Genomic DNA, 13,987 nt, shown 5'->3' on the forward strand with positions numbered 1-13,987 from the left:
CTTCGACCGGCATTTCGAAAGAGATCACTTGATCGCCGTTTCGGCGGCGATCAACTCTTTTCCCTCGGTGGTCGTGATCGTAAGCCGTATCTTTTCCCCGCTGCGGCCGTCGGCAATCGCTGCCGCAATGCGATTTCCGTTGCTCGGATCGGCGCTCACGGCCCCGCTGAACACAGTCGTGTCACCTCGTTTCAACGTGACAAGCAACGGGATGGCCGGTTCGATGCTGAAGAACTCGAGAACGGCGCGAGACGCCTCGGCCGAGAAATTGATCAGGATTTTCTCGTTCGCATGCGTCACGTTGCTCATGCCGACGGTTGGGCTGTAGGTTTCCGGAGTCGACACCTCGCTGCGTGCGGGAAAGTCTGCGCTGTGGAAAAACTGGTCCGACACGCCCGCCCATAATTCGACGTAGGGCCGCCACTCGTTCGGATCCTTCCGGGCATCGGTTTCGCCGGTCAGCGAAGGAAACCCCCACGTCCACATTTTCAAGCCCCGCGTGAGGGTATTGTCCGCAATGCGAATAATGCCTTCTGCGTTGTCATGGTTGATGACGCCCCAGAAATTCCCGCCCTGCATATCTGGTGCAGCATAGGCGATGCCCATCGTTGGCCAGTTCTTGAAGTAGCGCAGCTTTTCGAAGCGCCGCCTGTCCATACCCGCGCTCTCGTCGCCGTCTGCCAGATTGGCCGACCAGGCAGGCGTCGTGTAAGTTCGGATCGGCGCGATGATTTCGGCGCCGCCCGTTGCCCTCAGATTTTTCGGCTCCGATCCCGGAGCGAGCGTCGTGCACGTCCAGTACTCGTATTGAACAGCCCTGTCGTTCGGATTCTTCAGCACCACGCGCGCATCGAGTGCGGCACGATCGGCCTTCAGCGTAACGTAGTAGTTCGCCTCGATGCCGGTCGCGCCCCTGAACTTGCTGGGCCGCGCGGAATAGTCGAAGTCATCCTGGAACGACATCACGATCGTGACTTCGTCGGTGCCCTCCTTCACCACCCGGAAAGCCCACGGCTTCAGCCACGTCTTGCCATGCTCGGCATCCGGGAACGTTGGGAAGATTCCGCCGTACACCATCAGCCAGTCGTAGTAGAAATTTCCGGCCTTCATGCCGTAGGGCACTCCGACTTCCGTTCGATAAAGCTGCTCGTGGCCGGTCGGCTTGTAGACCATGGAAAGAATACGCCCTCCGAATTCGGGCACGAGCGTTACCTTCAGATATCGGTTCTCAAGCACGTAGGATTTGAAATTGCGTTCGACGATCGTGCTCTTGTCGAGCGATCCGCTGACAAAGCCATTCTCCGCATCGACGGCGAACTTGACGGTGCTCCACGTCGTCGTCTGCTCGCTGAGTGACACACGATCGGGCACCGGCGCGGCGGCGTGCACAACGCAAAGCCGACAGAGCGACAAAAGGAGTGCTATTCCAAGACAAACGAGGGCACGCAAGGAGACCTCAACTGGCATTCAGGCCACCGCCTGCTCGCGCGGCTGGTAGATCGCGGTGTGCTGGCAATGCGCAATCGGGGTCGTGCCGTTGGCAACGACCAGCGCGTCGAGCTCGACGAAGCGGTGGCCTTTCTTCTCGTAATTCGCGGTGACTTTCGCCCGCGCGGTGATCTCGTCACCCGTTTGCGCGGCGGACAGCAGCTGCATGCGGCTGCCGACATGGATCCATGGGCCCAAAATCGTGTTGTCCACCAGCACGCGGTTCATCACGCGCTGGATCAGGCCGGGGTGGCCGAGCCCGTCGCGCGCGAAGACCGGGTCGGTCTCCCTGATGTCGGCGAGATAATCGGCCGCGTCCTGCCCGGCCCAGCGGCGCGGGATCGTGCCGAGCCATTTGCCGGTCTCGAAAGTCGCGGGGCTGACGGGCTTGCGTTCGGCTACGACCGGCACCGCCACATAGTCCTTCAGCGACACCACAGGCGCAGCCGCCGGCAGCGAGGCCGTCCCCGTCGCGCAGAGCTCGGTGCGGCTGAAGACCTCGATCGTGAGCAGGCCGTTGTGCTCGGTCGCATCGACATCGGCGGTCTCGCCGTCATAGACCGGCTTGATGAAGCGGGCCTCGACCAGCCCGCGGGAGAAGAAATCGCGGCCCCAGCGGGCGATCGGCACGTGCATCATGTAGGCGAAGACGTCGACGCCCGGGACCAGCCCGCCGGAAAAGCCGAAGCGGCGCGCCACCGTATCGTCATGCATCTTGTTTTCGGACTGTTTTGCGGTGTTGTAGGCCTCGACGCGCCAGGTTTCGAGCCGGTTCGGCATGGGGTCATCTTCCCTGTGTTTTTGTTGTTTCGGGGCCGATCGTAGGCCCCCGGGAACAGCGGTCAATCCCCTCGCCTTTGGGGCCCGAATGGGGTACCACGCGGCCAATGACTGACACCCCCACCCGCATCTATGTCGACGCCGACGCCTGTCCGGTGAAGGACGAGATTTATCGCGTCGCGCTCCGGCATAAGGTGCCTGTGAGCGTGGTCGCCGGCAACTTTATCCGCGTGCCGCAGGACCCGATGATCGAGCGTATCGCCGCCGGCACCGGCATGGACGCGGCCGACGACTGGATCGCGGAGCGGGCAAAGCCCGGCGACGTGGTCGTGACATCAGACATTCCGCTCGCTAGCCGCTGCGTCAAGGCGGGCGCCGACGTGATCGCGCCGAACGGGAAACCGTTCACCGAGGAATCGATCGGGATGACGCTGGCGCTCCGCAACCTGATGACGGATCTGCGCTCGGCCGGCGAAGTCACCGGCGGTCCGCGATCGTTCGCGCCGCGCGACCGTTCCGCCTTCCTCTCGGCGCTCGACCAGACGCTGCGCCGGATCCAGCGCCGCCGCACTGACGCGGCCGCCACGAGCCAGAATCTGAGTCAAGGCTGATCATGGCGCCGCCGCTGATTCAACTGAAAGACATCAAGCTCACCTTCGGCGGCACGCCGCTGCTGTCGGGCGTCGAGCTCAACGTCGCGCCGTCCGAGCGCGTCTGCCTGATCGGCCGCAACGGTTCGGGCAAGTCGACACTGCTGAAGATCGCGGCCGGCCAGATCGAGCCCGATAGCGGCACGCGTTTCGTCCAGCCCGGAGCCACTGTGCGCTATCTGCCGCAGGAGCCGGATTTCGGCGACCACAAGACCACGCTCGCTTATGTCGAGTCTGGGCTCGCCCCCGGCGACGACCAGCACCAGGCACGCTACCTGCTGGAGCAACTCGGCCTCACCGGCGAGGAGAACCCGCACAATCTCTCCGGCGGCGAGGCCCGCCGCGCGGCGCTGGCCTACGTGCTCGCGCCCTCGCCCGATATCCTGCTGCTGGACGAGCCCACCAACCATCTCGATCTCGCCACCATCGAATGGCTGGAGCAGGAGCTCGACGGCCGCCGCAGCGCGCTGGTGATCATCAGCCACGACCGCCGCTTCCTCACCAACCTGTCGCGCTCGACCGCCTGGCTCGACCGCGGCAAGATCAAGCAGATCGACCGCGGCTTTGCCTCGTTCGAGAGCTGGCGCGACGAGGTGCTGGCCGAGGAAGAGCGCGACCAGCACAAGCTCGACCGCAAGATCGTGGACGAGGAGCACTGGCTGCGCCACGGCGTCTCCGGCCGGCGCAAGCGCAACGTCAAGCGTCTCGCCAATCTGCACGCGCTGCGCGACCAGCGCCGCAACTATCGCGGCACCGCCGGCGCCGCCAGTCTCGCCGCGGCGGAAGCCGAGCAATCCGGCAAGCTGGTGATCGAGGCCAAGGGCATCACCAAGGCCTATGGCGAGCGCAAGATCGTCGAGAACTTTTCGACCCGCATCCAGCGCGGCGACCGGCTCGGCGTCATCGGCCCGAACGGCGCCGGCAAGACCACGCTCGTCAACCTGCTCACCGGCGCGGCGGAGCCTGATTCCGGCATCGTGCGGCTCGGCGCCAATCTGGAGACGGCCACGCTCGACCAGCACCGCGAAAGCCTCGATCCCAAATCGACGCTGGCCGAAGCGCTGACCGGTGGCCGTGGCGATCAGATCATGGTCGGCGGCAAGCCGAAGCACGTCGTCGGCTACATGAAGGACTTCCTGTTCGCCCAGGAGCAGCGCGGTACGCCGGTGGAGGTGCTCTCCGGCGGCGAGCGCGGCCGGCTGATGCTGGCGCGGGCGCTGGCCAAGCCGTCGAACCTCCTGGTGCTGGACGAGCCGACCAACGATCTCGACCTGGAGACGCTCGACGTGCTCGAGGAAATGCTCGGCGATTACGACGGCACGGTCATCCTGATCAGCCATGACCGCGACTTCCTCGACCGCGTCGTCACCTCCGTGATCGCGCCCGAGGGCAACGGCAAGTGGATCGAATATGCCGGCGGCTACAGCGACATGCTGAGCCAGCGCGGCGCGGATCTAAAGCGCGAGACGGCGAAGGCGCAGCCTGTTGCAGAAAAGAAAGAGGAGCGCGCCCCTGCTCCGTCGTCCGCGCCCAAGCGCAAGCTCAGCTTCAACGAGAAGCATGCGCTGGAAACATTGCCGAAGAGGATGGACACGCTTCAGGCCGATATTGCAAAATTGCAGCGCGTGCTCGACGATCCCAACCTCTACGCCAAGGATCGCAAGACATTCGACGACACGTCGGCTGCGATCGCCAAGGCGCATGAAGAACTGTCCGCCGCCGAAGAGCGCTGGCTCGAACTGGAAATGCTTCGCGAAGAAATAGAGCAGGCCTGAATCGTAGGATGGGTAGAGCGCAGCGAAACCCATCCTACGGGTCCGGAAATAGAGAGATCATATGACCACTCCCCTCGCCGCCAAGATCGCCCGCGAATACGGCACGCCCTGCGCCGTCATCGACATGGACAAGGTCGAGCGCAACATCGCGCGCATCCAGAAGGCCTGCGATGATGCCGGTGTCGCCAATCGCCCGCACATCAAGACCCACAAGAACCCGACCATCGCCAAGATGCAGGTCGCGGCCGGCGCCAAGGGTATCACCTGCCAGAAGATCGGCGAGGCCGAGATCATGGCCAATGCCGGCATCGACGACATCCTGATCAGCTACAATCTGCTGGGCGAGGAAAAGATGGCGCGGCTCGGCGCGCTGAATGCCAAGACCAACATGACGGTCGCCGCCGACAATTCGACCGTGGTGGCCGGCCTGCCGAAGGCCGCCGCAGCTTCCGGCCGCCCGCTCTCGGTGGTGGTCGAATGCGACACGGGCCGCAAGCGCGCGGGCGTCGAGACGCCCGCGGAAGCGATCGCGCTGGCACACGAGATCGCGGGGTCGAAGGGGCTCGAATTTGCCGGCTTCATGCTCTACCCGACCGAGACAGGCTGGGGCGATGCGCAGAAGTTTTTCGACGAAGCGCTCGCCGGCGTGCGCGCGCACGGGCTCGATGCAAAAATCGTCTCGACTGGCGGCACGCCGAACCTCGTCAACCTCGGCAAGCTCAAGGGCGGCACCGAGCACCGCTTCGGCACCTACATCTACAACGACCGCATGCAGGTCGCCGCCGGCTCGGCCACCTGGGATGACTGTGCTCTGCACATCTATTCGACCGTGGTGAGCCGCGCCGCGCCCGAGCGCGGCATCCTTGACGCCGGCTCGAAGACGCTGACCACGGACACCGGCGGCCTCGACGGCCACGGCCTGATCCTGGAGCACCCCGAAGCCAAAATCGCGAAGTTCGCCGAGGAGCACGGCTTCCTCGACCTCTCCCGCAGCAATACGCGCCCGAACGTCGGCGACGTCGTCCGCATCGTGCCGAACCACGTCTGCGTCGTCGTCAACATGATGGACGAGGTGGTGATGGTGCGCGGCGAGGAGATCATCGGCACCCTGCCGGTCGCCGCGCGGGGGAAGCTGCGGTAGGGCTGCGCTGCGGTAGGGTGGGCAAAGCGAAGCGTGCCCACGACTTCTCGTCGCAATTTCGAAAGATGGTGGGCACGGCGCTTCGCGCCTTTGCCCACCCTACGATTTCTTGAGCCAGCTTAGCACCCCCCTGCCCGCGGCCGCCCCTGTCGCGAACGACGCCTGCAGCAGATAGCCGCCGGTCGGGGCTTCCCAATCCAGCATCTCGCCGGCGGCGAACACGCCGGGTATTCTGCGCAGCATGAACTGGTCGTCGAGCTCGTCGAAAGCGACCCCGCCGGCGGTCGAGATGGCGCGGTCGATCGGGGCGACGCCGGTGAGCTGAACCGGAATCGCGTTCACCAGATGCGCAAGCTCCGGCGGCGAGAACGAGGCCAGTTGCCGCCCCGACGCAATGGCTGCCTCCTGCATCAGGCCGATACCGACGGGTGATAGTTGCGCCGCCTTGCGCAGGAAGTTTGCAAGGGACTGCTTGCCGCGCGTGCCTGACAGGCGCGTGGTCAGCCCGGCGGCGTCGAGGTCCGGCCGCAATGCGATAGTCAGCTTCGCCTGCCCGAGGCCCAACACCGCCTCGCGCAATTCGGCCGACAGCGCGTAGATCGCGCCGCCCTCGATGCCACCGCGCGTGATCATCGCCTCGCCGCGCACGGTGTGCGCGCCGATCGTCAGCGCCACGCCCTTGAGCGGCTGGCCCTCGAAACGGCCGCGGAACAATTCGGACCATGCGACCGTGAAGCCGGAATTGGCCGGCCGCAGCTTTGAGATAGCGATGCCTTTCGCCGCGAGGATATCGACCCAGCCCCCGTCCGATCCGAGCCGCGGCCAGCTTGCGCCGCCGAGGGCCAGGGCGGTGGCGCCAGCCCCGATGGCGACCGTGCCGTCAGGTGTTTGAAACTGGAGCCGCCCCTCAGCATCCCAGCCGGTCCAGCGATGCCGAAAGGCAAACCGGACGCCGGCGCTATCGAGCCGCCGCAGCCAAGCGCGCAGCAAGGGCGAGGCCTTGAACGCCTTTGGAAACACCCGCCCGCTGCTGCCGACGAAGGTCGGCTCGCCCAGCGCTTCGCTCCAGGCGCGCAGCGCGTCGGGCGGAAAGGCCTCGATTGCGGCTTGCAGCCCCGGCGCGGCCTCGCGATAGCGCGCCATGAACTCCCGCAGCGGTTCGCTGTGCGTGAGATTGAGCCCACCCCGGCCTGCCATCAGGAATTTGCGGCCCGCTGACGGCATCGCGTCGTAGACGGTGACGCGGGCGCCGTCCTGCGCCAGCACCTCGGCCGCCATCAGCCCGGCGGGACCGGCACCGATGACGGCGACGTCAGTCAGAGCTTGATCCCCGCCCGTGCCGCGGCTTGCGCCACGTATTTCTGCGTCTGCTCGAACGCGCCCTGCAACGCCCTGGCCTTCGACATGTCGCTGATCTCCGCGAAATGCGCGGCGATCGCATCGGGCGTCCACTCGGACTCCGGCAGGTTGATGCCTTCGCTCTCGATGATCCTGATCACGGCGAAGGAGCCGGCACCGGCGCCCATGATGGTGCGGGTCGGCGCGTCCTCGCTCAGCATGTACTCGACCGCGGGCGTGATCGCGTTCGGCTTCATCAGCTGCAGCGCCTGCGGCGGCAGCAGCTCTTCGGTCATGCGGGTCGCCGCGGTCGGCGAGATGATGTTGACGCGGATGTTGTTCTTGCGGCCTTCCTCAGCGAGCACGTTCATCAGGCCGACCATGCCGGATTTCGCCGCGCCGTAATTGGCCTGGCCGAAATTGCCGTAGAGGCCGGAGGACGAGGTCGTCAGCACGATCCGGCCGTAGTTGCGGTCGCGCATGCCGGCCCAGGCCGCCTTGCAGCAATAGAACGTGCCGACGAGGTGCACGTCAAGCACCTTCTGGAAATCGGCCGCTTCCATCTTGCCGAACGACTTGTCGCGCAGGATGCCGGCATTGGCGCACATCAGGTCGACGCTGCCCCACTCCTTGGTGGCGCGCTCGACCATCGCGGTGACCTGCTCGAAGTTCGAGACGTCGGCGCCGTCGGCCATCGCGGTGCCGCCGGCTTTGCGGATCTCCTCGACCACGGCTTCCGCCGGCGAGAGCGAGCCCCCGGTGCCGTCACGCGCGCCGCCGAAATCGTTGACCACGACCTTTGCGCCGCGGCTGGCGAGCGCCAGCGCATGCGCCCTGCCGAGACCATTGCCCGCGCCGGTGACGATGGCGACGCGTCCGTCGAACCTGATTGCCATTGTGCTTCCTTTCTTCCTTCTCCCCTTGCGGGAGAAGGTGGCGCGAAGCGCCGGATGAGGGGTTGTCTCGGCAGATGAGCGAGTGGACCCCTCACCCGGCTTCATCTCGCTCCGCTCGATTTCGCCACCCTCTCCCGCAGGGGGAGAGGGCGCACCGAGCGTGGATTATGCAGCTTTTGAGCAGCGATGGGTTGCCGGGTCAAGCCCGGCAACGACGCCTCAAGTCAGGCGAAATAGATCAGGCCGAGCCAGTCAGCGACCAGCGCCGGCTTGTCCTCGCCTTCGATCTCGACCGTCACGTTGGTGCGGGACTGGAGCTCATTGGGCTTGCGCAGCTTGGCTTCCGCTAGCACGAAACGGCCGCGGACGCGCTTGCCCGAGCGCACCGGCGAGATGAAGCGCAGCTTGTCGAAACCGTAGTTCACGCCCATCGTGGTGCCCGCGATCACAGGCATCACCTCGTAGGACATGATCGACAGCAGCGACATCGTGAGGAAACCGTGCGCGATGGTGGTGCCGAACGCGGTCTCCTTCTTGGCGCGCTCCGGATCGACATGGATGAACTGGTGATCCTCGATCACGTCGGCATAGGTGTCGATGCGGGGTTGATCGACCAGGTGCCATGACGATACGCCGATCTCCTTGCCGACCATGGCCTGATAGGCCTCCAGCGTAATCGGCGGCTTCTTCCAGACTTCGTTCATTACTAGCTCCTCATGCCGTCATTCCGGGGCGATGCGGAGCATCGAGCCCGGAATCCGTCGCGCCGCAGAACCTGGTGCGAAATGGATTCCGGGCTCGCGCTTCGCGCGCCCCGGAATGACGAAATCTCACTTAAGTTTCGCCCCGTGTTTTCGGCAGCTCCGGAAAATCCTCCTCGCGGAATTCCCGGCCGCGTAGCGGATCATTGCGATCATCGTCGCGTTCGAGCCGTCGTAGCTGCACGCGGCGGATTTTTCCAGAGATCGTCTTCGGCAACTCGGTGACGATTTCTAGCCGGCGGATGCGCTTGAACGGCGCAAGGCGCGTGTGCAGGTGCTGGAAGATCGAGAGCGCCGTCTCCGGTGTTCGCTCCGCGTCCGACGTCAGCAGCACGAAAGCCTTGGGGATCGCGAGCCGGATCGGGTCCGGGCTCGGCACCACCGCGGCTTCGGCGACGAGCTCATGCTCGAGCAGCACACTCTCCAGCTCGAACGGGCTGATGCGATAGTCGGACGATTTGAACACGTCGTCGGAGCGGCCGACGAAAGTGAGATAGCCGTCCTCGTCAGCGAAGACGACGTCGCCGCTGCGATAGAGCTCGCCCTCGGCGCCCGAGAGCTTGCCGTCGTCGCCCTGATAGCCCTGCATCAGGCCGGCCGGACGGTCCGCGCCGAGCAGCAGCGCTACCTCGCCCTCCCGGGCAGGATGGCCGTCGGCATCGCTGACCTGCACGCGATAGCCGGGCAGCGGGCGGCCCATCGAGCCGACCTTGATAGGCTGCCCCGGCGAGTTGCCGGCAAGCGCGGTGGTTTCGGTCTGGCCGTAGCCGTCGCGGATGGTGAGGCCCCAGGCCGCCTGCACCTGGTCGATCACTTCAGGATTGAGCGGCTCGCCTGCGCCGCAGACTTCGCGAAGGGTCACCTTGAACGAGGCCAGGTTCTCCTGGATGAACAGCCGCCACACCGTCGGCGGCGCGCACAGCGTGGTGACGCCGCAGCGGCCGATGGTGGCGAGCAGTCCTTTGGCATCGAAACGCGGCTGGTTGACCACGAACACGGTGGCGCCCGCATTCCACGGCGCGAAGAAGCAGCTCCAGGCGTGCTTGGCCCAGCCGGGTGACGAGATGTTGAGATGGACGTCGCCGGGCTTGAGCCCGATCCAGTACATGGTGGAGAGATGCCCGACCGGATAGCTGCGCTGGCTGTGCCGCACGAGCTTTGGCTTTGCTGTGGTGCCCGAGGTGAAATAGAGCAGCATCGGGTCGTCGGCGTTGGTCGGGCCGTCGGGCGTAAAACTCTCGGGCGCTTTCGCCGCCTCGTCATAGGCAAGCCAGCCATCCGAGGCAGCGCCGACCACGATGCGCACGACATTCTCGGCGCCAAGGCTTGCGAATTTCGCGACCTGATCTTCGGCCGCCACCACCGCCTTGGCCTTGCCGCGATCGAGCCGATCGCGCAGTTCTTCGGCGGTGAGCAGCGTGGTTGCGGGAATCACGACGACGCCGAGCTTGATCGCCGCCAGCATCGTCTCCCACAACGGAACCACATTGCCGAGCAGCAGCAGGAGATGATCGCCGCGCCTCAAACCCTGCGCGCGGAGGAAATTCGCGACCTGGTTGGAGCGCTGCGAGAGCGCCGCGAAGGACAGCTTGGTCTGCTTGTCCTGCGCGGCATCGACGATCCAGAGCGCGGGGCGATCCTTGGCGTCGGCGTCCTTCGCGAGCTCGTCGAACCAGTCGAGCGCCCAGTTGAAGGGAACTGGATCGGGCCAGCGGAAGCCTTTGACCGCTGTCTCGTAATCCGTGCGGTTATGAAGCAGAAACGCGCGCGCTTCCTGAAATGTCGTCATGGTCCGGGCCCGTCGAATTGATCTTCGAGCGTAGCCCGGATGGAGCGAAGCGCAATCCGGGGCCGGTCGCGCCATTCGAGGGAACCGTCCCGGATTTCGCTTCGCTCCATCCGGGCTACGGGCAAAGCCTCGCTATTTTCCAGCGAGGCTGCGAACGTGCTTGATAATTCCGGAAAAATCCACCCCGCCCTGGCCGGCTGCGTCGAAAGACTGATAGATCTCCTGCGCATGCTTGCCGAGCGGCGTCGCGGCGCCCGCGGCCTTGGCAGCGTCCTGCGCCAGGGTCAGGTCCTTCACCATTAGCGCCGAGGCAAAGCCCGGCTTGTAGTCGTTGTTCGCCGGCGAGGTCGGCACCGGGCCCGGAACCGGGCAATAGGTCGTCAGCGACCAGCACTGGCCCGACGAGGTCGAGGCAACGTCGAACAGCGCCTGGTGCGAGAGGCCCAGCTTTTCGCCGAGCGCAAATGCCTCGCTCACCGCGATCATGGAAATGCCGAGGATCATGTTGTTGCAGATCTTGGCGGCCTGCCCCGCGCCGGCGCCGCCGCAATGGACGATCTTCTTGCCCATCTTCTCCAGCACGGGCTTTGCCGCCGCGAACGCGCCCTCCTCGCCGCCGCACATGAAGGTCAGCGTCGCGCCCTTGGCGCCGCCGGTGCCGCCGGAGACCGGCGCGTCGACCGAGAGCACGCCGTTCTTGGCGGCGAGCGCATGCGCCTGCCGCGCGCTCTCGACGTCGATGGTGGAGCTGTCGATGATCAGCGCGCCCTTGGTCATGGCAGGAACGACCTCGTTCCAGACGCCGAGCACGTGCTTACCTGCGGGGAGCATGGTGACGACGACATCGGCGCCCTTCACGGCTCCGGCCGCGCTGTCGGCGATGCCGGCGCCGTCAGCCTTTGCCTGGTTGCGGGAGGCCTCGACCAGGTCGAACGCCACCACCTTGTGGCCGGCCTTGACGAGGTTGGCCGCCATTGGGCCGCCCATGTTGCCGAGACCGATGAATGCGATCGTGGTCATTGTCGTTTCCTCCGCTGTCGCGTTGTTAGTTAAACTTCAGCTCATCAGTGCCGATCTCGGCGAGATACGGCGCCAGCATCTCTTGCGTGACATCCTCGATCCGCGGCGGCGACCAGGTCGGATTGCGGTCCTTGTCGATCACGGCGGCGCGCACGCCCTCGCGGAAATCGTCGCTGCGGAAGACCTCGCATGCGGCGCGATATTCGCGCACCAAGCACTCCTCCAGGCTCGACGCTGTACGCGCGAGCCGCAAGAGCTTCAGCGTCACTACCATCCCGCGCGGCGATTTTTCGTTGAGCGTCTTCAGCGTGGCCAGCGCAAACTCCGAACCGTCGCGCTTGAGCGCGGCAAAAATGTCTTCCATGCGATCGAAGCCGAACAGCGCGTCAATGATCGGCTCCTTGGCGGCGACCGGCCCCGCAGTCTCGCCGGTCGCAAAACCGTTGATGAGCTTGGTGACGTCGGCAGCCGTCGCGCCCCGGCGAACCTTGGTCAGCGCCTCGCGCAGCTCCGGCCACTTGGCGGCCAGCACCACGGCGTCCGCAAATTTGGCGTGGATCGCATCGGGGCCGTTCATGGTCTGGCCGGTCAGGCCAAAATAGGTGCCGATCTCGCCGGGCGAGCGCGACAGCAACCAGGTGCCGCCGACATCGGGGAAGAAGCCGAGCCCGACCTCGGGCATTGCCAGCTTGGTGCGATCGGTGACGACACGATGGCTAGCATGGCCCGACAGCCCGACGCCGCCGCCCATCACGAGGCCGTCCATGAACGCGACATACGGCTTCGGGTATTTCGCGATCCGCGCATTCATGACGTATTCCTGGCGCCAGAACCGCGCGCCGAGATCGCCGCCTTCGCGCGAGCTCTCCCAGAGGCCGCGGATGTCGCCGCCGGCACAGAGGCCGCGCTCGCCGGAGCCTTCGAGGATGATCACTGCGACTTCAGGATCAGTCTCGAACCTATCGAGCGCCGCGTCGATGCCCTCGGACATCTCCAGCGTCATCGCGTTGATCGCCTTCGGGCGGTTGAGCCGGATCACGCCCGCCGCGCCCTCGCGGCGAACGATGAGATCGCCCTCCTCCACTGCACTCATCGCGCGCCCTCGATCAGTTTGCGCGCCACGATGAGCCGCATGATTTCATTGGTGCCTTCGAGGATCTGGTGCACGCGCAGATCGCGCACGATCTTCTCGATGCCGTATTCGCTGAGATAGCCGTAGCCGCCGTGAAGCTGCAGCGCGTGGTTGGCGACCTCGAAACCGACATCGGTGCCGAAGCGTTTCGCCATCGCGCACAGCATGGTGGCGTCGGGGTCCTTGCGGTCCAGCGCCGCCGCAGCGCGCCACAGGAACGTGCGCGCGGCCTCGAGTTCGATCGCCATGTCGGCAAGGCGGAATTGCAACGCCTGGAATTCGTCGAGGCGCTTTCCAAAGGCCTTGCGCTCCTTCATGTAGGCGCGCGCCTTGTCCAGCGCAGTTTGGGCGCCACCCAGAGAACACGCCGTGATGTTGAGGCGGCCGCCGTCGAGGCCCGCCATCGCGATCTTGAAGCCGACGCCCTCTTCGCTGAGCCGATTGGCGACCGGGATACGAGCGTTCTCGAACATCACCGCGCAGGTCGGCTGCGCGTTCCAGCCCATCTTGCGCTCATTGGCGCCGAAGGACACGCCCGGCGTCTTGCCATCGATGACGAGGGTCGAGATGCCGCCGGGGCCGTCGCCACCGGTGCGAACCATGGCGACCAGCAGATCAGTGCCGCCTGCGCCGGAGATGAACTGCTTCTGGCCGTTGAGGACGTAATGATCGCCGTCGCGCACGGCGCGGGTGCGAAGCGCCGCCGCGTCCGAGCCGGCGCCCGGCTCGGTCAGGCAGTAGCTTGCGATCAGCTCCATGCTGCACAGCTTCGGCAGCCATTGGTGGCGCTGGGTGTCGCTGCCGTAGGCATCGATCATCCAGCTTGCCATGTTGTGGATGGAGATGAAGGCCGAGGTGGTCGGGCATCCCGTCGCCAGCGCCTCGAAGATCAGCGCCGCGTCGAACCGACTCATGGCGGAGCCGCCGACATCGTCGCGGATGTAGATGCCGCCCATGCCGAGGCTTGCTGCCTCGCGCATCACGTCGACGGGAAAGTGCTTCTCCTCGTCCCAGCGCAGCGCGTGCGGCGCGATCTTCTCCGCCGCAAACGCCAGCGCCATCTCGCGAACCGCGACCTGATCCTCGTTCAGAGCGAACTGCATGCTGGGCTCCTCACCTTCCTCGTCATTGCGAGGAGCGAAGCGACGAAGCAATCCAGGCTGCCTCTGCGGAAAGATTCTGGATTGCTTCGCTGCGCTCGCAATGACGGGCTGGGC

General features: G+C 65.5%; 11 protein-coding genes and 1 pseudogene. 3 read left to right on the plus strand and 9 right to left on the minus strand.

Annotation, left to right across the window (positions count from 1 at the left end):
* Nucleotides 1-24: 24 nt before the first annotated feature.
* Both BRAGE_RS48870 and BRAGE_RS0118955 read right to left on the minus strand, forming a co-directional pair.
* The gene (locus tag BRAGE_RS48870; protein ID WP_084334115.1) at nucleotides 25-1,467 is read right to left on the minus strand and encodes a DUF5107 domain-containing protein; all 1,443 of its coding nucleotides are present in this window, start codon (nucleotides 1,465-1,467) and stop codon (nucleotides 25-27) included.
* Nucleotides 1,468-2,268: a hypothetical protein gene (locus BRAGE_RS0118955; RefSeq protein WP_027557449.1), complete on the minus strand. Its 801-nt coding sequence runs from the start codon at nucleotides 2,266-2,268 to the stop codon at nucleotides 1,468-1,470.
* A gap of 107 nt (nucleotides 2,269-2,375) precedes the next feature.
* Between BRAGE_RS0118955 and BRAGE_RS0118960 the strand changes: the two genes are divergently transcribed.
* The 3 genes from BRAGE_RS0118960 (at nucleotide 2,376) to BRAGE_RS0118970 (ending at nucleotide 5,834) form a co-directional block, all read left to right on the plus strand.
* Nucleotides 2,376-2,879, plus strand: coding sequence for a YaiI/YqxD family protein (locus tag BRAGE_RS0118960; protein WP_027557448.1), 504 nt, complete (start codon nucleotides 2,376-2,378; stop codon nucleotides 2,877-2,879).
* 2 nt (nucleotides 2,880-2,881) lie between these two features.
* Nucleotides 2,882-4,693, plus strand: a complete 1,812-nt coding sequence (locus BRAGE_RS0118965) for an ABC-F family ATP-binding cassette domain-containing protein (RefSeq protein ID WP_027557447.1) — start codon at nucleotides 2,882-2,884, stop codon at nucleotides 4,691-4,693.
* A 61-nt stretch (nucleotides 4,694-4,754) separates the two neighbouring features.
* Entirely contained in the window at nucleotides 4,755-5,834 is a 1,080-nt protein-coding gene (locus BRAGE_RS0118970; RefSeq protein WP_027557446.1) for a D-TA family PLP-dependent enzyme, read from the plus strand.
* Nucleotides 5,835-5,933: 99 nt separating this feature from the next.
* Here the strand turns inward: BRAGE_RS0118970 and BRAGE_RS0118975 are convergent, their stop codons facing one another.
* The 7 genes and pseudogenes from BRAGE_RS0118975 to BRAGE_RS0119005 all read right to left on the minus strand — a co-directional run bounded on the left by BRAGE_RS0118975 (nucleotide 5,934) and on the right by BRAGE_RS0119005 (nucleotide 13,873).
* Nucleotides 5,934-7,154, minus strand: coding sequence for an NAD(P)/FAD-dependent oxidoreductase (locus tag BRAGE_RS0118975; protein WP_084334165.1), 1,221 nt, complete (start codon nucleotides 7,152-7,154; stop codon nucleotides 5,934-5,936).
* Nucleotides 7,151-8,068 carry an SDR family NAD(P)-dependent oxidoreductase gene (locus tag BRAGE_RS0118980; protein ID WP_027557444.1) on the minus strand — a complete coding sequence of 306 codons (918 nt, stop codon included), beginning with the start codon at nucleotides 8,066-8,068 and terminating at the stop codon, nucleotides 7,151-7,153. Before BRAGE_RS0118980 ends, BRAGE_RS0118975 begins: the two co-directional genes overlap by 4 nt.
* 224 nt (nucleotides 8,069-8,292) lie before the next feature.
* On the minus strand, nucleotides 8,293-8,772 hold the full coding sequence (locus BRAGE_RS0118985; RefSeq protein WP_027557443.1) for a MaoC family dehydratase: 480 nt from the start codon (nucleotides 8,770-8,772) through the stop codon (nucleotides 8,293-8,295).
* 130 nt (nucleotides 8,773-8,902) lie between these two features.
* Nucleotides 8,903-10,618: an AMP-binding protein gene (locus BRAGE_RS0118990; protein WP_027557442.1), complete on the minus strand. Its 1,716-nt coding sequence runs from the start codon at nucleotides 10,616-10,618 to the stop codon at nucleotides 8,903-8,905.
* Between the two features lie 132 nt (nucleotides 10,619-10,750).
* Nucleotides 10,751-11,644, minus strand: a pseudogene (gene mmsB, locus BRAGE_RS0118995) (3-hydroxyisobutyrate dehydrogenase); the annotation flags it as partial.
* Between the two features lie 19 nt (nucleotides 11,645-11,663).
* Nucleotides 11,664-12,731, minus strand: a complete 1,068-nt coding sequence (locus BRAGE_RS0119000; RefSeq protein ID WP_027557440.1) for an enoyl-CoA hydratase/isomerase family protein — start codon at nucleotides 12,729-12,731, stop codon at nucleotides 11,664-11,666.
* Nucleotides 12,728-13,873 carry an isobutyryl-CoA dehydrogenase gene (locus BRAGE_RS0119005; protein WP_027557439.1) on the minus strand — a complete coding sequence of 382 codons (1,146 nt, stop codon included), beginning with the start codon at nucleotides 13,871-13,873 and terminating at the stop codon, nucleotides 12,728-12,730. The genes BRAGE_RS0119000 and BRAGE_RS0119005 overlap by 4 nt, the downstream gene beginning before the upstream one ends.
* Between the last annotated feature and the right edge of the window lie 114 nt (nucleotides 13,874-13,987).

This window comes from Bradyrhizobium genosp. SA-4 str. CB756, assembly GCF_000473125.1.
Lineage (GTDB): Bacteria > Pseudomonadota > Alphaproteobacteria > Rhizobiales > Xanthobacteraceae > Bradyrhizobium > Bradyrhizobium arachidis.